Genomic DNA, 23,722 nt, shown 5'->3' on the forward strand with positions numbered 1-23,722 from the left:
GGTTGCACTTTCGGTACGAACTTTGTGCTTGCTGCATGCATGCTGCAACCAGCGACTTAGGATAAGTATTGCCACTCCCCCCAACCCTCACTGTGGCGAATGAAATAACACATAATGGAGAACAATAATGACTGGTGTATTAGGAATGATTTTGGCTGGCGGCGAAGGCTCTAGACTGATGCCACTGACAGCATCCAGAACCAAGCCGGCTGTTCCTTTTGGCGGAAGCTATCGACTGATCGATTTCGCGCTGAATAACTTTGTGAATGCTGATCTAATGCGTATTTATGTGTTGACTCAGTTTAAATCCCAGTCCCTATATATCCACATGAAAAAAGGTTGGAATGTCTCTGGCATTCGTGACCGTTTCATTGATTCTATTCCTGCTCAAATGCGTGACGGTAAACGTTGGTATGAAGGCACCGCAGATGCCATCTACCAGAACCTGAGATTTATCGAGACGTCTGAATCGGACCAAGTGTGTATTTTTGGTTCGGATCATATCTACAAGATGGATATTCGTCAGATGCTTGATTATCACCGTCAGAAAGAGGCGCGTTTAACCGTATCTGTATTGCGTATGCCTTTGTCACAGGCATCTCAATTCGGCGTCATCGAAGTGGACGATGAAGGCCGTATGATCGGCTTTGAAGAGAAACCGAAGAACCCGAAATCGATTCCGGGCGACCCAGAATGGGCGTTGGTCTCGATGGGGAACTACATCTTTGAAACCGAGACCCTGTGTGATGAACTGCGCGCGGATGCGGCCAAAGAAGGTTCCAGCCACGATTTCGGTAAGGACATCATTCCAAAGATGTTCCCCGAAGGTGGCGTGTACGTTTATGACTTTTCGACCAACAAGATCAAGGGAGAGAAAGACTCTTGCTACTGGCGTGATGTCGGTACGATTGAATCGTACTGGTCCGCGCACATGGACTTGTTGGAAAAAGAGCCGCCATTTTCTTTGTATAACCGCAGTTGGCCGCTGCACACCTACTACCCACCATTGCCACCCGCGACATTTATCGATGTCGAAGACAAAAAAGTCACGGTGACAGATAGCCTGATCTCGGGTGGTAGCTACATTCAGGGCGCAAAAATTTATAAGTCTGTTCTCGGATACCGCAGTAACATTGCTGCTGGCACTTACATTAGTGAATCTGTTATCTTGGGTGATGTGAAAATTGGTGCAGGATGCACAATTAAACGCGCTATTATCGACAAGAATGTTGAAATCGCCGCGGGTACCATCATCGGCGAAGATCTAGAACTAGACAGACAACGATTCCATGTGTCCGACGAAGGCATCGTTGTCATAGCAAAAGGAACAAAAGTTGGATTCTAACATTGAACATCTTAATGTTTGGTTTGTCGTTTCAGAAGCTGAAGGACTAGTAAAAAGCGGGGGCTTGGCGGATGTCGCCAAGGCTCTGCCCAAAGCGCTAGTTGAACTTGGTCATCAGGTAGCCCTTGTGCTACCTGGTTATCGTTCCATTGCAGATAAAGATGCTGCTCCTGTGATTCTGGAAACGGAACTGACTCACTGGCCCCATATTCGTTATCAAGTTCGTCAGCGCGACTTAGATGGCGTTCCAGTCTATTTGATTGACTGTGATCCGTATTTTGATCGTCCCGAACTGTACGCAGAAAGTAACCAAGCGTACCCAGACAACGGTGAACGTTTTGGTTTCTTCTCGGCCGCTTGCCTTGATGTGTTGCCAAAATTAAACATCAAGCCGGACATCATTCATGCCAACGACTGGCACACGGGCTTAGTCCCATTTCTGCTCAAAACACGTTACCGCGAAGATCCTTACTTTGATGGTGTGAAGAGCGTGATCACTATCCATAATGCTATGTTCAAAGGGATTTTCTCGTACCACCAGTTGGATGTGATCCCAGAACTCAACTTGTCTGGGATGGAGTTTCTGCAGTATGGCCACGATCACATTAGCATGCTGCGCGCCGGTATCGCGTTCGCCGATAAAATCAACGCGGTGAGCCCGAACTATGCCTCGGAACTATTAACGCCATTGGGCTCTCATGGGTTGGTGGACGATTTTGTTCGACGAGCGCGCGATCTGCACGGCATCATCAATGGATGTGACTACACCGAGTGGAATCCGAAAACGGACCGTTACTTGCCGGCAACTTACTCTGACGATGCAGCGTCGCTCAAGCAGGGAAAGATGGCGAGCAAAACGGCCTTGCAAGACGAGTTACAACTGCCTAAACGCGATGTCCCGCTGTTTGGCATGGTGTGTCGCCTGACCCATCAAAAAGGCTTCCATTACATTCTGCCGATTTTAGAACACTTCTTGCGCAATGACGTGCAACTGGTGATCGTCGGCACTGGCGAGCCAGAAGTGGCAGCGAAACTGCACAAGATCGCTGCGGCGCATGCTGACAAGTTTGCTTTCGTTGAAGCATACAGCAATCGCTTTGCACACTTAGTCGAAGCGGGTTCTGATTTCTTCCTCATGCCTTCCGAGTTTGAAGCGTGTGGTTTGAATCAGATCTATAGCATGGCCTATGGCACGTTGCCGATTGTGCGTGAAGTGGGGGGATTAAAAGATACGGTGCTGGATTACGATAAGTATCCCAACGAAGCCACCGGATTCGGTTTCCAAGAACCATCCCCTGAAGCGCTGCTTATCACCATGCAACGCGCTTTGCTGTTTTATCTGCAACATCCCGATGAAATGGTAAAAGTGCAGCAGCGCGCGATGCAGAAAGATTTCAGTTGGAAAGAATCGGCCCTTGATTATATCAAGATGTATCGGCTGGCGATTTTTGACTAACGACACACAACAGAGCGCCTTGGCGCTCTGTTTTTTTAGCGACGTAAACGATCCACCAAACAGATTTTTACATCTCCTGTGCAATTGAGGAGGCGCTTTGTGGTAGTCTTTGCGCCGTTAACAACTCGCATCTTCAGTGGTGTTCATGACTCACAGTTTGCTGTTTCACAAAACGTTCTTGCATCCGACCAGCCCAGAATGGGTGGTGTTTGTGCATGGCGCCGGAGGGAGTTCCTCCATCTGGTTCAAGCAGATCAAAGCGTATCGTCAGCATTTTAATTTGCTGTTGATTGACCTGCGCGGGCACGGACGTTCGGGTGAGTTATTCAAAGATCTGATGGCCAATCGCTACACCTTCCAAACGGTCACTCTTGATGTATTGCGCGTGCTGGATCATCTTAAGATTCAATCGGCGCATTTTGTCGGCATGTCGCTGGGCACCATCATCGTGCGCAATGTGGCCGAAATGGCGGCGGGGCGCGTGCGTTCTATGGTTTTGGGTGGGGCAGTGACTCGGCTCAATGTGCGCTCTCAGATGCTGGTGAAACTCGGCCATCTGAGTAAACACATCATTCCTTATATGTGGCTCTACCGATTATTCGCTTACATTGTGATGCCACAGCGTAGCCAAAAAGAATCGCGACACCTGTTTATTCGTGAAGCGAAGAACCTGTGTCAGAAAGAGTTTAAACGCTGGTTCACACTCACGGCTGAAGTGAACCCGTTGATGCGCTATTTCAAAGACCGCGAGCTGGCAATCCCAACGTTGTATTTGATGGGGGAGCGGGACTACATGTTTATTCAACCGGTCAAAGAGATGGTCGCGGCGCATCGCCAAAGTGAACTACATGAAATTCCGAACTGCGGCCACGTGTGCAACGTGGAACAGCCAGAGCTTTTTAATCAGGTGTCGATTCAGTTTATTCAGCAACAAGCTCGCCCGTCTGCGCATTGACACGGCTTTGCCGCGAGTTTTTCATACCGCGTCGTCATTGCTCATTCCGCGGGATCGTCGATATGGCCACATTGCCAGCAGATAGCAAACTGGCCTTCGTTGACCTCTCCGCAGTACGTGCAGCGCCAAGGCTGCGTGTCTTGCGCACTAAGTGGGCGTTGATAATCCGCAATGATGGCTTGCGCTTTGGCATATTGGGCTTCATCCAGCAGCCAGATATATGGCTCGGTATCCTCACTCAGGGGCAATTCTCCCCGCAGACCAAATAATCCTTCACCCCGCACTTCACACTGAATGTGCGCCTGTTTGAGCAGTTCACACAACAGATGCGCGTCAGTGGGATTGTGAGCAATGTAAATCTTCATCTCAGGCTACGTCATTTGTTGAGTGGCGCGTGATGCGGTTCATCACACATTTCATGAGCAATGGAAACAGCCCGAGCAACGCAAATGAGAGCAAAACGGCTGGTGAAATGATGCCAGAGAGTGAGTCGATCTGCGCTAGTTGTGTGCCAGCATTGATGTAGACCGCCGTGCCCGGCAACATGCCCAACTGACTGACCCAATAGTAGCGCGTTAGCGCAATCGGGCTTAATCCCATCAGCAGGTTGATCAGGAAAAATGGAAACACCGGGATAAGGCGCAGGGAGAGTAAGTAAAAGGCGCCGTCTCGAGCCATGCCTTGATTGACGGCATGGAGTTTGTCGCCAAATCGAGTTTGTACCCACTCTTTTAACAGATAGCGACTGCTCAGAAACGCCAGTGTGGCACCGATGGTGCTGGCAAATGAGACCAGTAACAAGCTGAGCCAAAAGCCGAATAATGCTGCGCCAAGCAAGGTCACAACGGCTGCACCGGGAATGGAGAACGCGGTGATGAAGACGTAACTGAGAAAGTAGATCAGCGCGGCAGTGACCACATGCTGATCAATATAGTCGGCCAGTAGTGCCTGCTGGGCTTTGGCATTGTCGAGTGTCAGGTATTGGCCAAACGTGGTTGCCAGCGCGACGATCACGGCGATTAAGATGAGGCCTAAAATCAGCTTTTTACTCATTGAAGATTCCCACGAGATGATGGTAATAGGTATACGTAACCAGACAGGGAAAAGCGATCTTTTCTTTCAAAGAAAAAGCATCCGCGAACGGATGCTTTTAGTGAAGTTGCTCTCAAAAAGGTTTACGACAAACGTTGTAACAACTCGTCGCGGCGAGTTTGAGGGATAACCGACCAGTGTTTCCCCTCAATTGCGCCTTCCAATGCCCATAGTAGTTCTAAGCCGACATCTGAAGAATGTGATTGTCGAACGGCTTTGTATGCTTCTACGGCACCTTTCTCCTGCAGCGCTTCCACCGTTTCGATGCCAGCTTTTTTCAGCATCCGTTCGGTCGCAAGGCGCAGGTTAGGGAGATCTTTCAAACGATCGGGTTTCGCCTGGGCTTGAGTCTCTCGCTCAGATTTTGCCACAGTGAGTGCCGATTTAGCGTCATCGAGAATACGGCCCGTGTCTGACCAGCAGTCTTCCGGCAAAGCGAAATACTTGGTCACTACGGGAAATCCGCGTTTTTTATAAACATAAGGCTCGTAGCCTTGTTGCTTGAATTTTGCGGTTGAAGCGTCGTCGGCGCGAATGTGGAGTCTGTCATTGACCACCAATGCGAACATTGTGTCATCGACAAAAATCCCAAAGCCACCAAACATTGAACGAGATTTAACGCGTCCAAGTTGCTCAAAGAGCCGCATCGAATCTTTTAGTATTGGTTTATCCATGCTGTAAGTCTCGGTGTATTAATTAATACGCCACCAAAGTCAGGTCCGAGAAAGTAGCAAAAGAATGCAATGAGTGTGTCAGTTAGGAGTCAACTTCTTAATATATGCATTTTTGCCATCGGTAACCCCGCTACCTACCCGAAATTGGGTTTAGGCCGGAGGCTTTGCGTCCCACCTTTTCAGATGGTTTGCCCTGTGCGTGACATTTCCTTTAGAAAAGGATAATCAAAAGTTTGAATAAGCATCACATTTACTTGATGTAAATGTGATGTCATTCAAATATATGTCTCTAACTATTGCAACTGAATTCACACGTTTTTTGTATGAGTATGCAACATTAGATAGACAGATTTTCGGCAAAGTTATTGTTTTGTCAAGTCTTTTACGGTGTCGCGTTCAACAATCTCAGGGTGCATCTCGAATATACGGCGTTCGTGCTCTTTATCCTTGATGCGTTCCAGCAAAATTTCGAAGGCGTTTTTACCCACACGGCGTTTCGGCTGGTGGATGGTGGTCAGCGGTGGTGAGAAGTATTCAGCCAGTTCAATGTTGTCGTAACCAATCACCGACATGTCATCCGGAACGCGAATACCACGTTGTTGCAAGCGGCTGATTAGGCCCAGCGCCATGGTGTCATTGAAACAGAATACTGCGGTCGGACGTTTGTCCATCGCGATGATTTTATCCGCTGCCAGGACAGCGGTATCACATTCAAAGTTGCCTTCCAAAATCCAGTCTTCACGCACGGGCAGATTTGCTTCTGCCATGGCACGGCGGAAACCGGCAATGCGTTCCTGACATGCAGCTTTCACGAAGTGGCCGCTTAGGCAGGCGATATCCGTATGACCGCGATCGGTCAGGTATTTCGTCGCCAGGTAACCCCCTTCTTCGGAGTTATCAATGATTTTGTCGGCTTGTGAGGTTTCTGGGCCCCAGTCCATGATCACTTTTGGAATGTCTGAGTGACTTTCCAGCATTTCCAACAGTTCTTCGGTCAGGTCAGAACACATCACCAGAATACCGTCCACACGCTTTTCTGCCAGCATGCGGATATAGTCGCGTTGCTTTTCGTAGATGCCGCCGGTGTTACATAGAATCAAGGTGTAGCCCTGACGGTAGCAGTAGCTTTCCACGCCATCGATCACTTCTGAGAAGAAGAGGTTGGTCGATTGTGTTACGAGCATGCCGATAGTGCGAGTGGTGTTGCATTTTAAGCTGCGAGCGACCGCGCTTGGCGCGTAGTTCAGCTCTTTTACCGCTTCCATCACTTTTTCTTGTGTGGTTTCTGCAACAAAACGAGTCTTGTTGATTACGTGAGATACGGTTGTTGTTGATACGCCAGCAAGGCGTGCAACGTCTTTAATCGTAGCCATAGGTTAGTCCTGTCGATGACTGCTGAATGCGAAAAAACTTCGCGCGATCAAGTCCAGCAGCGATTAGGCGGTACACAAAGTGAAGCCTATAAGTAGTAAAAACACAAAAACCGCTTCTAAACAGCGGTTTGCATCTTCAATTCATATTTTTATCGTTTGCGGTCAAGATTCTAGACTGCTACGCGTGAACTCGCAATGAAATTCATCGGATGAGATCAAATGATCATCACAAAGTTCACTGTATATTCGTCAATTTGTGAGCACGATAGCGAACTATTCGTCGGCTAAATAAGCCAAGTCGAGTTCGAGGAATGCCACCAACAGTTCGGTCACCGCAGCATAGAAACCGAATTGATCCAGTGACTGGCAGCGCGTGGCAAATTGGGGCACCCACCGCATTAAATGGGTTTGAATGAATGCGGCTTGTTCGGCGAATGCGCGCTCCATATGCGCCTCTTTTTCCAGCTCATTGCTGCGAATGATGAGGTGGCCTAAAAAGTCGAGTTCAATCGCCAAATGGTCGGCAGGCTCATTCAATGTTTCATGCGTGGTGACGCCGTGTTTCTTCAGCAGTTCAGCCATCGCTTGCGCTGGCGTGTCGTTGAGTAATCCAGTTTGGCCGATGTACACCGAGGCGTAAGGCAGCGCGGAATCTTTGTCTGACTTTAAAAACAGATCGCAAAAGTCAGCGGCAAGTTCGAGGCGTGCATCTTCACGGTCCATCAATCGGTTGAGGGCATCCACCAAATGTGTGACGGCAGCGTGCAGCCCGGCGTTTTCGCCCAGCCCGCCGAGGAAGGCGCGAATTTGAGGGGAATGATATTGTTCAATTTCTTTGTCACTGAGCTCTTTACTAAATAAGCTCGATAGCCACCAATAAATTTCGGCACGCTTTTCGTTAAAGACTTTGATTTCCTGCATGGGTCGACTCCGAATACTCTCTTCCTCTAAGTCTAAACAATAATTGTGAATAGCAATAACGCAATGCGTGAAAAAATATGAACAAATAAGTCGGTAAATTAACGGTTTGTCAGGAGATTGCTTTGAATCAATAAACTCTGATGTTTTTGGTTGAGATGCTAGAATTATGACTGTTTATGAATAGAATGACGGGTATTCATAGTGGACATAAAGTGGTGTCAATGAGCTATCACATTTTAGTTGTTGAAGACGACCTCGTGACCCGCAGCAAACTGGCTGGATACTTTCAAAAAGAAGGGTATCAAGTGACAGAAGCTGAGAATGGGGTGGCGATGCGTCAGGCGCTCAGTGAGCATGACATCGACCTGGTGATGTTAGACATCAACTTGCCGGGTGAAGATGGATTGCTGCTGACGCGAGAACTTCGCAGTCAATCAGATATAGGAATTATTCTGGTCACTGGACGCACGGATAGCATTGATCGAATCATTGGCCTCGAAATGGGTGCCGATGATTATGTCACCAAACCTCTTGAACTGCGTGAACTGTTGGTTCGCGTAAAAAATTTGCTGTGGCGCATCGCAATCGCGGGTCGCACATTGCCAGAACCGGAACCGGACAACGATAAATTGGTGCGTTTCGGGGAGTGGACGTTTGATATTCAGCGCCGCTCATTAACGCGCAATGGCGAGCCGGTTCGACTCACCAAAGCTGAGTATGAGCTATTGGTTGCGTTGTCGGCGTATCCCAATCAGGTGCTCAGTCGCGAGCGCATTTTGAATATGATCAGTCATCGAGTGGATGCGCCGAATGATCGCACTATTGATGTGTTGATCCGTCGCATGCGTGCGAAGATGGAATTTGATCCGAAGAACCCACAGATCTTTGTGACAGTTCACGGTGAAGGTTATATGTTCGCTGGCGACTAATGCCTGCGAAAAGTCGCCACCGATGCGCGTAAAGATGTACATAAAAAAGACCAGCAATTGCTGGTCTTTTTTTGTCGCTTGGCAGCATGCCAAAGTTAGGGCAGTGTGGTTTCTGCGTTGTTGATTGGCGCGGTTTGTTCATGACCGGCAACCCAATCACGCAGCGATTGCCAGAGCATGCCCATGCTTTCGTACCAGTAATGTTCCGTCTGTTCTAAGTACAGCGCTTTTGGCGTGTACTTATCCCACGGCTGGCTAATGCTGGCCTGCGCCAAGTAGTTGGTTGGCGCTGGGATCGGCTGTAAACCGGCGGAATGGAATTCATTTAGTGCGCGCTGCATGTGACTTGCTGACGTCACGAGCACCAAACGACGTTGTTGCACAAATGCTGCCGCTTGACGCGCCTCTTCCCACGTATCTTTGGCTGTTTCCAGCAAGATGATATCGGATTTGGCAACGCCCAGCGCCAATGCGACACGCGCTAACATGCGAGCATGACTGAACTCACTGCCACCGGCGTAGCCTGAGAGAATCAGTTTGGAACCTGGATACATGCGCATGACACGAATGCCTTCGGCAAGGCGCATTAACGCGGCACGACTTAACTCTGACGTGGGGGGGATCTGGTCATCGACGACATGACCATTGCCCAGCACCATGACGTAATCAATTGTGCCGTCAACCGGCAAAAAGGCGGAATACTGACGTTCTAACGGCATCAGCAAACGACTTGAGACGGGTTGGAATGAAATAAGGAAGATGCCAAACAGGGAAAACAAAACAACAAGGCATCCGGTTTTGCGTTTGGCCGTGAACATGATCAGCATCAGGCCCACAAAACCAATAATCAACAACGCCGGAAGAGGCATCAGTAAAGAAGAAACAATTTTTTTCAGCTCAAACATAAACAAATAGTCCGAAAAAACAGCACTTGATAATAAAAAGGGCTAAAGCCTCTTTATTCCTGCCATTCCTATGACAGAATAGCAGCACGATTGATTATCATAACTCAAGCCACTGTGACAGAAGATCGCAATTTCGACGATATTGCCCACAAATTTGCAAAAAATATATACGGCTCTGACAAAGGCGAGATCCGCCAAGTCATTGTTTGGGAAGATTTACTGCAATTGCTATCGCATTTTGACAAAGCTAGCGCCCCTTTGCACGTATTAGATGCAGGCGGGGGGCTTGCGCAAATGTCACAAAAACTCGCCAAGCTAGGCCACCGGGTCACCTTGTGTGATCTGTCTTCTGAAATGCTGCAACTGGCAGAGAAGGATATTGCAAATCACGGACTGCTTGCGCAGTATCGCTTGGTTCATTCACCGGTTCAGTCCATTCAGGACCACCTATCCGACCCGGTGGATATTGTCATGTTCCACGCCGTGATGGAATGGTTAGCGGAGCCAAAACCCGCGCTGGAGAATTTGCTGACGCAAGTCCGACCGGGCGGCATGGTGTCGGTGATGTTCTATAACTATCACGGTCTGGTTTATAAGAATGCGGTTTGCGGTAACATTCCTCACGTTTTGGAAGGCATGCCTCACCGCAAACGTTTTAAACTTCAACCGCAGAAAGGCTTAATCCCGACGGACGTCTATCAATGGATAGAAGACGCCGGTTTTGAAATTTGCGGTAAGTCCGGTATTCGTTGTTTCAGTGATTACATCGGTAACATGAAAAACATGGGCGAATACCAATATGAAGATGTACTGGCTTTAGAACGCAAGTTCTGTCGCCAAGAGCCGTACCGCTCATTAGGTCGCTACATTCATGTATGGGCCAAGAAGAAACAAGAACAGGAATAACAATGAGTGAGTTAACTCAGAACGCTGCAGAGCAGCCAATCGATGAATTGGTCAGCTGGGTCAAGCAGCATGATTTCTCATTGAACCTGACGCCTGAGCGACTTGCGTTTCTTATCGCTATCGCAGTGCTGAGCAACGAACGGTTCGATGAAGAGCTAGGTGAAGGAGAGTTGCACGATGCGTTTATCATCGTGACTCGTATGTTTGAAGACACGGGTGACGCGTCTGCATTCCGTGCCAATAACGCGATTAATGAACTGGTGAAACAGCGCTTGATTAGCCGCTTTACCAGTGAAGTGACCGACGGCGCCAGCATTTACCGCATGTCGCCGTTGGCAGTCGGTATTACCGATTACTACGTGCGTCATCGCGAATTTTCTAAGCTCAAGCTTTCTATTCAGCTCTCGATGGTCGCCGATGAAATGGCTAAAGCCGTGGAATCGGCGCAGCAGGGCGGCACCCCAGGCCATTGGAAGAAAAACGTCTATGGCGTTTTGAAATATTCCGTGGGCGAGATCTTTGATCGCATCGACCTCAACCAGCGGGTGATGGATGAGCAGCAACAGTCGGTGAAACAACAGATCGCGGATCTGCTGAACAAAGACTGGCGCGATGCAATCCACAACTGTGAAGATTTGCTGTCTGAAACGTCATCGACCTTACGTGAGCTGCAAGATACCTTGCAAGCGGCAGGGGATGAGCTGCAAACACAGATCCTCGATATTCAAGAAATTGTGTATGGCGATGTCGAACTGGACTTCATCGAAGAGACGCTGTTTGCGTTGCAGATGAAGCTCGACCGCATTACCAGTTGGGGCCAACAGGCGATTGACCTGTGGATTGGCTACGACCGCCACGTGCACAAATTTATTCGTACCGCCATCGACATGGACCAGAACCGCGCGTTCAGTCAGCGCCTGCGTCAATCGGTGAACGATTACTTCGAGCAACCTTGGTACCTGACCTTTGCCGATGCAGAACGCCTGAGCGATTTGCGCGACGAAGCCTTGGTGCTGCGTGATGATGAAGTGACGGGCCATGTGCCAGCCGAAGTCGAGTACGAAGAGTTTCAACAGGTCAATGATGAGCTGGCCGAGCGCATTGGTGACATGCTTAAACAGCATAAAGAGCAAGGACAAGCGATTGACCTTGGCGTTGTGCTGCGTGATTACCTCGCCATCCACCCACGAACTCATCATTTCGATTTAGCCCGAATCGTTGTCGACCAGGCCGTACGTCTGGGTTACTCCGACTCAGATTACCGAGCCATTCAGCCAGATTGGCAAGCAATTAACGATTTTGGTGCAAAGGTACAAGCAAATGTCATCGACCGATATTAATGAATACATGCCAGAGAATCTGGCCAAAGCGATTGCCAACCCGCTTTTCCCGGCGCTCGATAGCCTGTTGCGTGCAGGCCGTCATATCTCCAGTGACGACATGGACAATCATGCATTTTTGTCTGATTTTGAGCCGGAATTGGCGCTGTTTTATCAACGTTACAACACCGAATTGGTGCGCGCGCCAGAAGGTTTTTTCTACCTGCGTCCGCGTTCAACCTCGCTCATCCACCGCAGTGTCTTATCAGAACTCGACATGCTGGTGGGCAAAGTGCTGTGTTTCCTTTACCTGAGCCCAGAACGTCTGGCGCATGAAGGTATCTTTACCAATCAGGAGTTGTACGACGAACTGCTGACCTTGTCGGACGAGAAAAAGCTGATGAAGCTGGTGACCAACCGAGCCAGTGGATCAGACCTCGACAAAGAGAAATTGTTTGAAAAAGTACGGACGTCCCTGCGTCGCCTGCGCCGTCTTGGCATGGTGATCAACATTGGTGAAACGGCCAAATTCCGCATTACGGAAGCGGTGTTCCGCTTTGGCGCCGATGTGCGTGTGGGTGATGACGTACGCGAAGCGCAATTGCGTTTGATCCGCGACGGTGAAGCCGTGGTGCACGCGCAAGAGCCAAGCCAACAAAGCCTGCTCGATAACGATGAAGAAGCAGAACAACATGATGATGACGAGCAAACAGAGTTGGAAGGTGAAGCATGATTGAACGAGGTAAATATCAATCGCTGACCATGATCAATTGGAACGGCTTCTTTGCGCGTACTTTTGACATTGATAATTTGGTGACCACCCTGTCTGGCGGGAACGGTGCCGGTAAATCGACCACGATGGCGGCGTTTATTACTGCGCTGATCCCAGACCAAACCTTACTGCATTTCCGTAACACCACTGAAGCGGGCAGTTCGCAATCGTCTCGCGACAAAGGTTTATACGGTAAATTGCAACCGGGTGCGTGTTACGCAGCACTTGATGTGGTCAACTCCCGTAAGCAGCGTTTGCTGTTTGTGGTGAAGTTGCAACAAGTCGCGGGTCGTGACAAAAAAGTCGACATCAAACCCTTTGTGATTCAAGGCTTGCCAAGCCACATCAAACCAACAGATGTATTGATTGAAAGCGTTTCGGACAAACATGCCCGTGTGCGTCAAATCAACGAAGTGAAAGATTCCGTGGCCACCATTGAAGGCGCGCATTTTAAAGCGTTCCCGTCGATTGTGGATTACCACAGCCAAATGTTTGAATTCGGTGTGATTCCGAAGAAACTGCGCAACAGCAGTGACCGTTCAAAATTCTACCGTCTGATCGAAGCGTCGCTGTACGGCGGTATCTCCAGTGCCATCACCCGTTCATTGCGTGACTACCTGCTGCCACAAAATGGCGGCGTGAAGAAAGCGTTCCAAGATATGGAATCAGCGCTGCGTGAAAACCGCATGACGCTTGAAGCGATCAAAACCACGCAGGCGGATCGGGATCTGTTTAAACATCTGATCACCGAATCGACCAACTACGTGGCGGCGGATTACATGCGTCACGCCAACGATCGCCGCAATAAAATGGATCAAACGCTGGCACTACGTAGCGAGTTGTTCAGCGCGCGCGAAACCTTGATTGAACAAAACAGTTTGCTCAATCGGGTTCATGAAGAGCTGGAAATGCTGGTCGAGACCGAATCGGTACTGGAACAAGATTATCAAGGCGCGTCGGATCACCTGCAATTGGTGCAAAATGCACTGCGTCAGCAGGAGAAAATTGCGCGTTACCAAGATGACTTGGAAGAGCTGAGTGTTCGTCTCGAAGAGCAGCTGATGGTCGTCGAGGAAGCGCAAGAGCGCGTGATGATGGTCGAAGAGCAGGCCACGGTCGCAGAAGATGAAGTCGACAGCCTGAAGACGCAGTTGGCCGATTATCAGCAAGCGTTGGATGTGCAACAAACCCGTGCGCTGCAATACCAACAGGCGCTGAATGCGCTTACAAAAGCGCAGCAACTGCTGGGCGACGACACCCTCAGTGCCGACAGCGCGCAAGCGTTGGTGGCGCAACTGAAAGATCAGCAAGACGAACGTACATCAGAACTGCTGGCACTCAAACACAAGCTGGATATGTCCTCTGCGGCGGCTGAGCAATTCGACAACGCCTTTGCGTTGGTAAAAAGCGTGCTGGGTGATGTTGCGCGCAGCGATGCTGCCAGCAAAGCGCAGCAACTGATTCGTCAAGCGCGCGATGCCGAACAAATCACGCAAAACGAACACCAATGGTACGCGCAGCAGCGCGATCTGGAACGTCGCATCGAGCAGCAACGCAACGTGCGCCAACTGGCTGACAGCTACCAGAAGCAGCATCAGGTCACCTTGGCTGATGAAATCACGCTGGAACAAGAGCGTGAACGCCACGAAGCGTTGATTGAAAGCTTGGAATTTAGCCAGGAAGAGCTGCGTGAGAAACGCAGTCAGCAGCGCCGCAGTGAGCAAGATTACCAAGCGCAGATTTCGCGTTTAGAAGCGATTGCGCCAGCGTGGATCAAAGCCAACGATGCACTGGAAACGTTGCGTGAGCAAAGTGGTGCCGAATTGGCAGACAGCCAATCGATCATGGCGCACATGCAGCAGGTGCTGGAAGAAGAAAAAGCACAGTCGATTGCGAAAGATAAATTGGCGGAACGCCGCGCAACACTGGAAAGCGAGATTGAGCGTCTGGCGTCTCCGGGCGGTTCGAACGATCCGCGCCTCAAAGGCTTGGCAGATACGCTGGGCGGTGTGCTGCTGTCGGAAATCTACGATGACATCACCATCGACGATGCGCCGTATTTCAGTGCGATGTACGGCCCGGCTCGTCATGCGATTGTCGTGTCGGATCTGTCTGGCATCAAAGAGAAGCTGGTTGAACTGGACGACTGTCCGGAAGACTTGTACCTGATCGAAGGCGACATCGATGCGTTCGACGACAGCTCCATCAATGCTGAAGAGCTGGAAGGGGCGGTGTGCGTTCAACTCAACGATCGCCAAATGCGTTACTCCCGTTTCCCGAAAATCCCACTGTTTGGTCGCGCGGCGCGTGAACAACGTTTGGAGCTGTTGCGTGAAGAGCGTGACGATGTGGTGGAAGCGCATGCGAAAGCGGCGTTTGATTCACAGAAACTGCAACGTCTGTATAGCAACTTCAACCAGTTTGTGGCGCAGCATCTGCAAGTCGCGTTTGATGCTGATCCAGAACAAGCGCTGATGCAAGCCCGTGACAAACGCAATCAACTGAGCCGCATGTTGGCGGAGCTGGATGGTCAAGAGCAGCAACAACGCAGCCAATTGCAATTGAGCAAACAGGCGATTGCCGCCTTAGCGAAGATTGCACCGAACATGTTGTTGCTGGAAGACGATTCGCTTCAAGCGCGCTTTGAAGAAATTGAAACCAAGATTGCCCAACTGTCAGAAGCCAAGTCGTTCGTCGCGGCGCACGGTAAAGCCATTGCGCAGTTGGAAAAAATCGCCTCCGCCTTGGATGCCGACCCAGAGCAGTTTGATGCACTGGCAGCGCAATACCAACAAGCGGATACCGCGCTGCAACAACTCAAGAAACAGATTTTTGCCTTGTCGGATTTGGTTGAGCGTCGTCATCACTTCGCCTATGCCGATTCTGTCGATCTGCTGAGCAAGAGCAGTGAACTGAGCGAACAGCTCAAAGCGAAACTGGTGCAGGCGGAAAACCTACGTAACCGCAGCCGTGAAGAGCTCAAACAAGCTCAGGCGCAGATGAACCAATACAATCAAGTGTTGGCGTCGCTGAAGAGTTCACACCTAGCGAAGCTGGAAACGGTTCAAGAGTTCAAGCAAGAGCTGCAAGACTTTGGTGTTCACGCCGATGAAGGCGCGCTGGAGCGTGCCCAACGCCGCCGTGATGAACTGCAAGAGCGTTTGCATGCTTCTCGTGGCCGGAAGAGCGAGTACGAGCGTACCATCACCTCGACAGAGCTGGAGATGAAAGCGCTGGCGAAACGCATGAAGAAAGTCGAGAAAGACTACAAAGATCTGCGTACATTCGTGGTGAATGCGAAAGCGGGTTGGTGCTCGGTGCTGCGTTTGGCGCGTGAAAACGATGTTGAACGTCGCCTGCACAAACGTGAACTGGCGTATTTGTCGGCCGATGAACTGCGTTCTATGTCGGACAAATCGTTGGGTGCATTGCGTCTTGCGGTGGCCAACAACGAAGACTTGCGTGATTCACTGCGTCAGTCGGAAGACAACGCACGCCCTGAGCGCAAAGTGTTGTTCTACATTGCGGTGTATCAGCACCTGCGTGAACGCATTCGTCAGGACATCATTCGTACCGACGATCCGGTTGAAGCGATTGAAGAGATGGAAGTGGAGCTGGCGCGTCTGACGGAAGAGCTGACACAACGTGAGAACCGTTTGGCAATCAGTTCTGATTCAGTGGCGAGCATCATTCGCAAAACTATTCAGCGCGAGCAAAACCGCATTCGCATGTTGAACCAAGGCTTGTCGAACATCGCCTTTGGTCAGGTGAAAGGCGTGCGTCTGAACGTGAAAGTGCGTGAAAGCCACGAAATTTTGCTGGCAGGGCTGTCGGAGCATCAAGCGCAGCACAAAGATCTGTTTGAAAGCGCGCGCTACACCTTCTCCGAAGCGATGGCGAAGCTGTTCCAACGCGTGAACCCGCATATCGATATGGGGCAGCGTTCACCGCAAGTCCTTGGTGAAGAGCTGCTGGACTACCGTAACTACCTGGAACTGAGCGTGGAAGTGAACCGTGGCTCAGACGGTTGGTTGCAAGCGGAATCGGGCGCGTTGTCAACGGGTGAAGCGATTGGTACGGGTCAGTCAATTCTGCTGATGGTGGTGCAGAGCTGGGAAGAAGAGTCTCGTCGTCTGCGCAGTAAAGACATCATGCCATGTCGTCTGCTGTTCCTTGATGAAGCGGCGCGTCTGGATGCGAAATCTATCGCCACGCTGTTTGAGCTGTGTGAACGTCTGGATATGCAGCTTTTGATCGCGGCACCAGAGAACATCAGCCCAGAAAAAGGCACCACTTATAAACTGGTGCGTAAAGTGTTCAAAGACCACGAACACGTGCACGTGGTGGGTCTGCGTGGCTTTGGCCAGACGGAGAAACCCAAAACCGATGAGCAGCTACTGGCGGAAGAATTAAGCTAACGTCGACGCGCTTGACCTTGAATAAGGTCATTTAAACCCATGATCAAACGCCTTCCTTGTGAAGGCGTTTTTTTATGCCGGTCATTGGCTGGTCACTGGTTGGTCGATGACATCGGGCGCCACACGCTGAGCACGGGCTCGCAATGGTGGTGCTTTGTGTTCGGACTGATGCTGTTGAATGTGGCTTATTTACGGTTGTGGAATGCAGCGTGGGTGAAGTTGGATATGGCAGGGCAGTTCTGGACAGGCGCTCGTGCGCTGACACGGCCATCAGGCATGTGATTCAAGGTAAAAAAAACGGGGCACTTGCGCGCCCCGTTGAAGTCTCAGAGACCAAGTTGAAGTTTCAGATACCAAATTGTTTGACCGCGTAGGCAACGCGCTCAGCGGGCGTTGGCGCAATCAATGGTGAACCTAAACTCTCAATGTGATGCAGACGGGGCAACAATCCGGCGCCGTTGGCAATTTGAATTGCCAAGCCGGGGCGCGCATTCAGCTCCAGCACCATCGGGCCTTCTTCTTTGTCCAGCACCATATCGGTACCGATGTAGCCGAGTCCGGTCATTTCCCACGCACTGGCCGCGAGCGTCAATAAGCGCTCCCATTGTGGCACTTGCAATGTATGAAGCTCTTTGCCGGTATCTGGATGATGGGTGACCGGGCGGTTAAACTGCACGGCACGGACCGCTTTGCCGGTGGCGATGTCGACGCCCACACCGACCGCACCTTGGTGCAGGTTGGCCTTACCGTCTGAAGCCGACGTGGAAAGACGCATCATCGCCATGACCGGGTAGCCTTTAAAAACGATGATCCGGACATCAGGCACACCTTCGTAACTGAAGCCGTCAAAGCAGTCGTCAAACTTGATCAAGTTTTCTACCACCGCCACGTCGTTTTTCCCACCAAGAGAGAACAAACCCGCCAGCGCATTACTGATGTGGCGCTCGACGTCCTCTTTACTGATGGTTGAACCGGACGGCTTGGTGTACACGCCATCTTTGTGAGACACGATGACCAAAATACCTTTACCGCCACTGCCGCGAGCTGGCTTAATCACAAAGCCAGGCCACTCTTTGACCATGTCGTGAATGCGTTTCACATCCCCTTGGTTGCTGATCACGCCAATCAGTTTGGGCACCGTACAACCAGCACGCTGCGCAATCAGTTTGGTTTTGAGCTTGTCATCCACCAACGGGTATTTGGAACGATCATTGTAGCGCCCAATGTAGCTGTGGTTACGCTTGTTCATTCCCATGATCCCCTTCCGACGTAACTTGAAAGGGGAGGTGTATTCAGAAAGAGAGAAAAACATAATTAATCTCCGTCTGCGAGGGGTTTAAAGCGGCGCAGCTCAGTAATTCGGTAACCAGTGTACGTTCCCAACAGCAAAATAGCCGCTAGAACAATCAACTGAAGTCCGATGAAGTTAAAGGTCAGGTGCTGCACATATGAGTTGGTCATCGCCAGATAAATCAGCACAGCAGTCAGCAGCGAACCGCCACCTTGCATGATGACTTCTTTCGCGCCTTCTTCTTCCCACAGAATCGACATCCGTTCGATGGTCCACGACAAGATGATCATCGGGAAGAACGTAATGGTCAGGCCTTCCGTCAAACCGACTTTAAATGCGACTACGGTAAAGACGGAAATAATCAGGATGACCGAAATGATGACCGCGGAGATCCGTGCGACCAACAGCAAGTTCAATTTGGAGAGGTAACTTCGAATGATGAGGCCGGTGCCGACAATCAACAGGAAGCCGACGATACCGGTGGTCAGTTGCGTTTGTACGAAAGCGACGGCAATCAGAACCGGCATGAACGTACCGGAAGTTTTCAATCCAATGATCACGCGCAGGAAGACCACAATCAACGCCCCGATTGGAATCAACATGATGGTTTTGAACATCGCCTGTTCTTCCAGCGGCAGGCTGTGAATCGACAGGTTCAGCAAGCCGTCAGACTGCACTTTGCTGTCTGTGGCCTGTTGCGGAGACACGTCTTGCGCAATCATGCTAAACAGCACTTGGCTGTTTTGACCGCCCATCACATCCAGCAATGAGATGTTCGATTCGTCCCACACCAAGAGATTCGGGTGAGTCGGTTGCGTGCCGGTTTCTGGGTTAAACAGCACCCATTTTTTGCCATTCCACACTTCGTTCATGTGTTGAATCGCTTGGCGACGGCGACCATCTTCCAACTGAATAACGCCAACCACTTTGTTCGGCACTTGCGCGTACGACAACAGTTTCTGCGCGGTATCCACCTTGCTCATTTTGTTCAGCAGTAGGGCTGCGTTTTGGCTTTCGCTGTCGTTTAGCGTTTTGATGAGTTCGCGAGTGAAGGTGACATGATCGGCAGACAGGCGCGTGGCTTGGTCAATCACGGCAATTGCCGCTGCTTCTTCTGGGCCATCAAACGTTGGCTTCACGATTTCGCCTGTAGGGGGCACCGGAATCGTTTTCGCTTGTGGGTCGACCAGAAATTGCGTCTTGTAATAGATGGTTTGAGGGCCGGTTGCTTGGCGAATCGACCACTCAGCGCGGCGGCCGGAATCGGTGCTGACATATGAAATGCCGTAACCGGGTGAAGATGCGTTCTCGCCAACCAGTGTGTAGCCGTCTTGCGTGTGCGGTGCGGCAAGTGACACTTTGGCTTCTTTGCCCTGAGCTACAAACTCAACGCGGGCTTCAATATCCCATACTTGACGGGTTTCGCCTGGGGTCCACGGCACACCGTAGCTCTGATGACGAATGACACTTAACGTAATGCCGACCGCAACCAACAAAAGTATGGAGAGATAAAACGGAACTCGTGACGTCATAAGTGAGTGACCTTATTTATTTTATTTTGGTTTCTGTCTGAATATATTTACGACTTACATCCACTACTGCGATATCGCGAATGAACTCGCGACCAAGAAGGATAGGATGGCTCATCTGAGAACGGTCGGCCAGTGTGAACTGTGTTTTTTCGTGGATATCACCCAGTTTGACCCACAGTTCAACCACTGCACGGCGTTCACTTTGGTCGCTGGTGGATTGGCGAATACGGACATAACGTAAGATAGGCGCTTCAATCCAACCACTGTCATCTTTGGCACCGGTTTCATCAGAAAGATGGAAACGAACCCAATTTTTGCCATTTCGCTCAAACTCTTCCACATCCACAGCATTCAGAGACGACGTGGCGGCGCCTGTATCGATGCGTGCGTCGAAGTTTTTCTTCAGCGTATCAATGGTGACTTTTTCAATTTCACCCAACACTACTTCGTGACGCGGTTTGGTTTGCACAGCCATGGCCTGAACTTCGGCCGGTGGGGTCTCAATCACCGGATGGGTTTGTTCGGCAACCGATTTGAGTTCTTTCACTTCGGACTTGAGGGAAACGACCTGACTTTCGAGGCTATCGATGTAGTCCATTTGATTGCTGATGTGCAGCTCGAGGTTGGTCATTTTGTTGGAAAGCGTGGATTCGGACTGTTGAATCGCGTCCAGCGTAGCTTGGTGGTACTCGTCGCCCTTTAATAATGTGCAGCCAGAAAGCATGGTAAGTGCAACGACGGGTGCTATTCGCTTAAACATTTGCGACCTTATTCTTGATTATCGGTTGATGTATTTATAGCAGAGGATGCATCGCGCATCCCGTGCTAGGTTAGTCTTATCCATGAATTGACGAGTTAAACTGTGTCAATTATGGTTTCTTCGCCACCAAAATCGCGCGACGTGGCGCTGGGTAGCCTTCGACCGTTTTACTTGGATCGTTCGGATCGATGTAATCCGGCAGCGAATTGTGTGTCATCCATTCCGTTGTGCGCTGTTCACCCAGCGACGTGACGTTCTCGTCCACGATGCGCACATCTTCAAAACCGACTTTTTCCAGCCACACTTTCAGTGCCGGTGCTGATGGGAAAAAGTATACGTTGCGCATCTGTGCGTAGCGGTCGAACGGAACCAACACAGCGTTTTCGTCCCCTTCAATGACCAAGGTTTCCAAAATCAGTTCACCGCCGGAAATCAGCTGGTTTTTCAATTGGATCAGGTGATCGAGTGGGGAACGACGGTGATACAGTACGCCCATACTGAAGACAGTGTCAAAGGCTTCCAATTCAGGCAACTGTTCAATGCCCAGTGGGAGCAAGTGAATGTGCTGATTGTTGCCCATTAATTTGCGCACCGCTTCGAACTGGATCAAAAATAGCTCAGAAGGGTCGATGCCAATCACTTGATGCGCGCCTTCACCCAGCATGCGCCACATGTGATAGCCATTACCACAACCCACATCCAATACGCTGCGGCCTTTCAAAGGCGAAATGTGCGGCAACAGACGATCCCATTTCCAATCTGAGCGCCATTCGGTATCAATGTGGATGCCATGCAGATGGTATGGGCCTTTGCGCCACGGGTGGAACATTTTCAGCAAGCTTTCTAGCTTCTTCTGTTCACCGATGGGCAACGGTGATTGATTGCAGACACTCACCGAGTCTTTCAGGTCAATTGTGTCTGGTGTGAAGTCGGGAATCTTCTTCAAAGCACGCAACCAGCGATCAATATCCCCGTGGCCTTTTTCTTCCCAATCAGCCAATTGCTGTGGCAATACTTTGAGCCAAGGCTGCAGACGCGTGTCTTGCGCCAGCAGTGAATAAACGTTACCAAAGTCAAACATGGTGAGTTCCTAAATAGCGACATCATGCCCTGACATGATCAACAAAAAGCAAACCAGTTCCGTCAGGGCGAGGAACGCTTGCGAATTGATTTATTTAATAGCGAACATGGAGCCGAAGTTAAAGCATTGGAACCACACTTCGTAGCTCGAAAAGCCCAGCTGTTCAAAGCGTGCTTTATGCGTTTCGACAGAATCCGGACGCATCACGTGTTCAATCGCACTGCGTTTTTGGCTGATTTCCAGCTCGCTGTAGCCGTTTGCGCGTTTGAAGTCGTGGTGTAGGTCAATCAACAGTTCGTGAGCCGCCTGATTTTCGAAGATGAATTTTTCCGACAGGATCAAAATGCCGCCCGGGCGCAAGCCTGCGTAGATTTTCTCTAGCAGCGTGTAGCGGTCTTCTGGCGACAAGAATTGCAAGGTGAAGTTGAGCACCACCACTGATGCGTTGGTGATATCAATGTTGCGAATATCCGCTTCAATCACCTCGACGGGGGTGTCAGAACGGTACGCGTTGACGTGCAGTTTGCAGCGTTCCACCATGGCGGCCGAATTGTCGACGCCAATGATCTTGCAGCCTTCCTGTTTGATGTTGCGACGCATGGAGAGCGTGGCTGCACCGAGTGAACAACCCAAGTCATACAGGTTGCTGTGAGGCTTGGCAAAGCGTTCGGCCAGCATGCCAATCGCCGAAATAATATTGGCGTAGCCGGGGACCGATCGCTGAATCATATCTGGAAAGACTTCAACCACACGTTCATCGAACGTAAAGTCTCCGATCTTATCGATAGGGGCTGAAAAGATAGTGTCTTTGTTGCTCATGGTAACCTCACGGCAGCTCGCGTCAGCCTGAAGATCGCTTCAGGCTCAAGAAAAGGCGCGTATTTTATGAAAAATTTTGCCTGCTGTCATTAAGCGGGCGGTGTTTCTCATTAGCAAATGTCCTGCCATGAATTCAAGTGCAAGTGACGGGTTAGAACATCGCCAGTTGGTTGTTGCCATCTTGCGCTGGAAACGGTGCCAAGTCAGGCAGCGTCAAGGCTGCCTGCAATGAATGATAAAGTGTCGCTGCAAGCTCTGGCGCAAAATGATTGTCCGGCGTGTGAATCATCACATAAGGTTGTTTTCCGTCGCGGATCCACTGTGGTAACTTATGCAACCACGGTGCAAAGAAGGGCAGGTTTGCGTCATGCTCCGGGTGGCCGATGAATCGGATCATCGGTTTGCTGGCGGTCGCGATGGCATGTACGGGCACTTTGGGCTTCTTCATTTGCGCATCGATGATGACTTCGTTAGATGGCGGGGCGGCAAAAACGGGGCGACTGTCCATGATAATGCGGTCAATTTGCTCTTCCATCAGCCATTGATTGAGCGCGCGTTCAGCGTCGCCTTTGGCAAAATACGCCATATGACGGACTTCGACGCCCAGTGGAAATTCACGCGGGAAATAACGGCGAAACTTTTTCAGCTGGTCAAGGTGCTCGGGGCCAAATGCTGCGGGCAATTGAATCGTCCACATTCCGACCCGGTCGTGCAGCGGTTCCATCAGTGTCATGAAGGTTTTCAGTTCATCCTGACACCCCAGCAGCAGGTGCTGATGCGTGATGCTTTTAGGCAGTTTAAAGGTAAAGCGGAACGCATCGTGGGTGGCCGCTTTCCAGTTCTGTACCGTGGCCGGCGATGGGGACGCATAAAACGTGGTGTTGCCTTCGACGGTATGAAAAACCTGCGCGTATTTCGCCAAACGTTCAGCCGCTTGCGTGCCGCTGCCATAAAAGCCGCTCTGCCAAGCAGGGTGCGACCACATCGTCAGTCCGAGTCGAAGAGGAAGGTCATTCATGGTAATGGCTCAAATTCCGTTGCGGTTGGGCTGGTATGGGGCAGGATACGACAGATTGCGTCTTGACCCAAGTGACCTCGCATTTCGTCGACACTTGGGTATATAATCAGCGCCAATTTTACAGGGCGTCGATGCTTTAATCGCTGATTTGGCGGA

Annotated in this window: 20 protein-coding genes, 2 pseudogenes and 1 riboswitch; of the genes and pseudogenes, 9 read left to right on the forward strand and 13 right to left on the reverse strand. The window is 50.5% G+C overall.

Translation table 11 applies throughout. The features are described from left to right. Window positions 1–127: 127 nt before the first annotated feature. From glgC to VFA_RS05495, 3 genes are all read left to right on the forward strand, one after another. On the forward strand, window positions 128–1,345 hold the full coding sequence (glgC, locus tag VFA_RS05485; RefSeq protein ID WP_038151024.1) for a glucose-1-phosphate adenylyltransferase: 1,218 nt from the start codon (window positions 128–130) through the stop codon (window positions 1,343–1,345). Between the two features lies 1 nt (window position 1,346). Beyond that, window positions 1,347–2,801: a glycogen synthase GlgA gene (glgA, locus tag VFA_RS05490; protein WP_038151405.1), complete on the forward strand. Its 1,455-nt coding sequence runs from the start codon at window positions 1,347–1,349 to the stop codon at window positions 2,799–2,801. 145 nt (window positions 2,802–2,946) lie between these two features. Continuing rightward, window positions 2,947–3,756, forward strand: a complete 810-nt coding sequence (locus tag VFA_RS05495; RefSeq protein ID WP_004725429.1) for an alpha/beta fold hydrolase — start codon at window positions 2,947–2,949, stop codon at window positions 3,754–3,756. Between the two features lie 41 nt (window positions 3,757–3,797). Here VFA_RS05495 and VFA_RS05500 read toward each other — a convergent pair whose 3' ends face one another. From VFA_RS05500 to torD, 5 genes are all read right to left on the reverse strand, one after another. Further along, a complete protein-coding gene (locus VFA_RS05500; RefSeq protein WP_004725431.1) occupies window positions 3,798–4,121 on the reverse strand; it encodes a putative signal transducing protein in 324 nt (107 codons plus the stop codon). A 1-nt stretch (window position 4,122) separates the two neighbouring features. Further along, on the reverse strand, window positions 4,123–4,809 hold the full coding sequence (locus VFA_RS05505) for a TVP38/TMEM64 family protein (RefSeq protein ID WP_004725434.1): 687 nt from the start codon (window positions 4,807–4,809) through the stop codon (window positions 4,123–4,125). 122 nt (window positions 4,810–4,931) lie between these two features. Then, the gene (locus VFA_RS05510; RefSeq protein ID WP_004725436.1) at window positions 4,932–5,522 is read right to left on the reverse strand and encodes a TfoX/Sxy family DNA transformation protein; all 591 of its coding nucleotides are present in this window, start codon (window positions 5,520–5,522) and stop codon (window positions 4,932–4,934) included. Between the two features lie 117 nt (window positions 5,523–5,639). Next, a riboswitch (cyclic di-GMP riboswitch) is annotated at window positions 5,640–5,725 on the reverse strand. A gap of 159 nt (window positions 5,726–5,884) precedes the next feature. Next, complete coding sequence (gene purR / locus VFA_RS05515) at window positions 5,885–6,895, reverse strand: HTH-type transcriptional repressor PurR (RefSeq protein WP_004725437.1); 1,011 nt, start codon at window positions 6,893–6,895, stop codon at window positions 5,885–5,887. A 273-nt stretch (window positions 6,896–7,168) separates the two neighbouring features. Beyond that, window positions 7,169–7,816: a molecular chaperone TorD gene (torD, locus tag VFA_RS05520; protein ID WP_004725440.1), complete on the reverse strand. Its 648-nt coding sequence runs from the start codon at window positions 7,814–7,816 to the stop codon at window positions 7,169–7,171. 221 nt (window positions 7,817–8,037) lie between these two features. On the opposite strand from torD, the gene torR reads away from it, so the two are divergent. Continuing rightward, window positions 8,038–8,745, forward strand: a complete 708-nt coding sequence (gene torR, locus VFA_RS05525; protein WP_038151028.1) for a two-component system response regulator TorR — start codon at window positions 8,038–8,040, stop codon at window positions 8,743–8,745. A gap of 95 nt (window positions 8,746–8,840) precedes the next feature. Here torR and elyC read toward each other — a convergent pair whose 3' ends face one another. Beyond that, on the reverse strand, window positions 8,841–9,650 hold the full coding sequence (gene elyC, locus VFA_RS05530; protein WP_004725445.1) for an envelope biogenesis factor ElyC: 810 nt from the start codon (window positions 9,648–9,650) through the stop codon (window positions 8,841–8,843). A 114-nt stretch (window positions 9,651–9,764) separates the two neighbouring features. Here elyC and cmoM point away from each other — a divergent pair, with 114 nt between their 5' ends. Genes cmoM through VFA_RS05555 form a run of 5 tightly spaced genes read left to right on the forward strand, consistent with a single transcriptional unit; the run spans window position 9,765 to window position 17,347 of the window. After that, window positions 9,765–10,556, forward strand: coding sequence for a tRNA uridine 5-oxyacetic acid(34) methyltransferase CmoM (gene cmoM, locus VFA_RS05535; protein WP_004725447.1), 792 nt, complete (start codon window positions 9,765–9,767; stop codon window positions 10,554–10,556). A gap of 2 nt (window positions 10,557–10,558) precedes the next feature. Further along, complete coding sequence (gene mukF / locus VFA_RS05540; RefSeq protein ID WP_004725449.1) at window positions 10,559–11,896, forward strand: chromosome partition protein MukF; 1,338 nt, start codon at window positions 10,559–10,561, stop codon at window positions 11,894–11,896. Continuing rightward, window positions 11,877–12,608, forward strand: a complete 732-nt coding sequence (mukE, locus tag VFA_RS05545; RefSeq protein WP_004725451.1) for a chromosome partition protein MukE — start codon at window positions 11,877–11,879, stop codon at window positions 12,606–12,608. The genes mukF and mukE overlap by 20 nt, the downstream gene beginning before the upstream one ends. Next, window positions 12,605–17,065 carry a chromosome partition protein MukB gene (gene mukB / locus VFA_RS05550; RefSeq protein ID WP_004725453.1) on the forward strand — a complete coding sequence of 1,487 codons (4,461 nt, stop codon included), beginning with the start codon at window positions 12,605–12,607 and terminating at the stop codon, window positions 17,063–17,065. Before mukE ends, mukB begins: the two co-directional genes overlap by 4 nt. Window positions 17,066–17,104: 39 nt before the next feature. Continuing rightward, a complete protein-coding gene (locus VFA_RS05555; protein ID WP_004725456.1) occupies window positions 17,105–17,347 on the forward strand; it encodes a hypothetical protein in 243 nt (80 codons plus the stop codon). 64 nt (window positions 17,348–17,411) lie between these two features. Here the strand turns inward: VFA_RS05555 and VFA_RS05560 are convergent, their stop codons facing one another. The 7 genes and pseudogenes from VFA_RS05560 to VFA_RS05585 all read right to left on the reverse strand — a co-directional run bounded on the left by VFA_RS05560 (window position 17,412) and on the right by VFA_RS05585 (window position 23,566). Next, entirely contained in the window at window positions 17,412–18,377 is a 966-nt protein-coding gene (locus VFA_RS05560; RefSeq protein ID WP_041942528.1) for an alpha-L-glutamate ligase-like protein, read from the reverse strand. A 2-nt stretch (window positions 18,378–18,379) separates the two neighbouring features. Continuing rightward, window positions 18,380–19,888: an inactive transglutaminase family protein gene (locus VFA_RS05565; RefSeq protein WP_014204911.1), complete on the reverse strand. Its 1,509-nt coding sequence runs from the start codon at window positions 19,886–19,888 to the stop codon at window positions 18,380–18,382. A gap of 16 nt (window positions 19,889–19,904) precedes the next feature. Beyond that, a pseudogene (locus VFA_RS24330) lies at window positions 19,905–20,360 on the reverse strand (ATP-dependent zinc protease family protein); the annotation flags it as partial. Between the two features lie 71 nt (window positions 20,361–20,431). Beyond that, window positions 20,432–20,648: pseudogene (locus VFA_RS24335) on the reverse strand (ATP-dependent Zn protease); the annotation flags it as partial. Between the two features lie 109 nt (window positions 20,649–20,757). After that, on the reverse strand, window positions 20,758–21,729 hold the full coding sequence (cmoB, locus tag VFA_RS05575; RefSeq protein ID WP_004725464.1) for a tRNA 5-methoxyuridine(34)/uridine 5-oxyacetic acid(34) synthase CmoB: 972 nt from the start codon (window positions 21,727–21,729) through the stop codon (window positions 20,758–20,760). A 90-nt stretch (window positions 21,730–21,819) separates the two neighbouring features. After that, window positions 21,820–22,548, reverse strand: a complete 729-nt coding sequence (gene cmoA / locus VFA_RS05580; protein ID WP_004725467.1) for a carboxy-S-adenosyl-L-methionine synthase CmoA — start codon at window positions 22,546–22,548, stop codon at window positions 21,820–21,822. A 151-nt stretch (window positions 22,549–22,699) separates the two neighbouring features. Then, the gene (locus VFA_RS05585) at window positions 22,700–23,566 is read right to left on the reverse strand and encodes a DUF72 domain-containing protein (RefSeq protein ID WP_038151035.1); all 867 of its coding nucleotides are present in this window, start codon (window positions 23,564–23,566) and stop codon (window positions 22,700–22,702) included. Window positions 23,567–23,722: the final 156 nt, after the last annotated feature.

The organism is Vibrio furnissii CIP 102972 (assembly GCF_000176175.1).
GTDB classification, from domain to species: Bacteria; Pseudomonadota; Gammaproteobacteria; order Enterobacterales; family Vibrionaceae; genus Vibrio; species Vibrio furnissii.

Bases quoted from the DNA above. Each gene is read 5' to 3' on its own strand.
- cmoA (WP_004725467.1), bottom strand. From the start codon at position 22,548: ATGAGCAACAAAGACACTATCTTTTCAGCCCCTATCGATAAGATCGGA.
- mukE (WP_004725451.1), top strand. From the start codon at position 11,877: ATGTCATCGACCGATATTAATGAATACATGCCAGAGAATCTGGCCAAA.
- purR (WP_004725437.1), bottom strand. From the start codon at position 6,895: ATGGCTACGATTAAAGACGTTGCACGCCTTGCTGGCGTATCAACAACA.
- elyC (WP_004725445.1), bottom strand. From the start codon at position 9,650: ATGTTTGAGCTGAAAAAAATTGTTTCTTCTTTACTGATGCCTCTTCCG.
- VFA_RS05555 (WP_004725456.1), top strand. From the start codon at position 17,105: ATGATCAAACGCCTTCCTTGTGAAGGCGTTTTTTTATGCCGGTCATTG.
- VFA_RS05505 (WP_004725434.1), bottom strand. From the start codon at position 4,809: ATGAGTAAAAAGCTGATTTTAGGCCTCATCTTAATCGCCGTGATCGTC.
- VFA_RS05510 (WP_004725436.1), bottom strand. From the start codon at position 5,522: ATGGATAAACCAATACTAAAAGATTCGATGCGGCTCTTTGAGCAACTT.
- VFA_RS05495 (WP_004725429.1), top strand. From the start codon at position 2,947: ATGACTCACAGTTTGCTGTTTCACAAAACGTTCTTGCATCCGACCAGC.
- mukF (WP_004725449.1), top strand. From the start codon at position 10,559: ATGAGTGAGTTAACTCAGAACGCTGCAGAGCAGCCAATCGATGAATTG.
- torR (WP_038151028.1), top strand. From the start codon at position 8,038: ATGAGCTATCACATTTTAGTTGTTGAAGACGACCTCGTGACCCGCAGC.
- cmoB (WP_004725464.1), bottom strand. From the start codon at position 21,729: ATGTTTGACTTTGGTAACGTTTATTCACTGCTGGCGCAAGACACGCGT.
- VFA_RS05560 (WP_041942528.1), bottom strand. From the start codon at position 18,377: ATGTTTTTCTCTCTTTCTGAATACACCTCCCCTTTCAAGTTACGTCGG.
- glgC (WP_038151024.1), top strand. From the start codon at position 128: ATGACTGGTGTATTAGGAATGATTTTGGCTGGCGGCGAAGGCTCTAGA.
- VFA_RS05565 (WP_014204911.1), bottom strand. From the start codon at position 19,888: ATGACGTCACGAGTTCCGTTTTATCTCTCCATACTTTTGTTGGTTGCG.
- torD (WP_004725440.1), bottom strand. From the start codon at position 7,816: ATGCAGGAAATCAAAGTCTTTAACGAAAAGCGTGCCGAAATTTATTGG.
- VFA_RS05500 (WP_004725431.1), bottom strand. From the start codon at position 4,121: ATGAAGATTTACATTGCTCACAATCCCACTGACGCGCATCTGTTGTGT.
- mukB (WP_004725453.1), top strand. From the start codon at position 12,605: ATGATTGAACGAGGTAAATATCAATCGCTGACCATGATCAATTGGAAC.
- VFA_RS05585 (WP_038151035.1), bottom strand. From the start codon at position 23,566: ATGAATGACCTTCCTCTTCGACTCGGACTGACGATGTGGTCGCACCCT.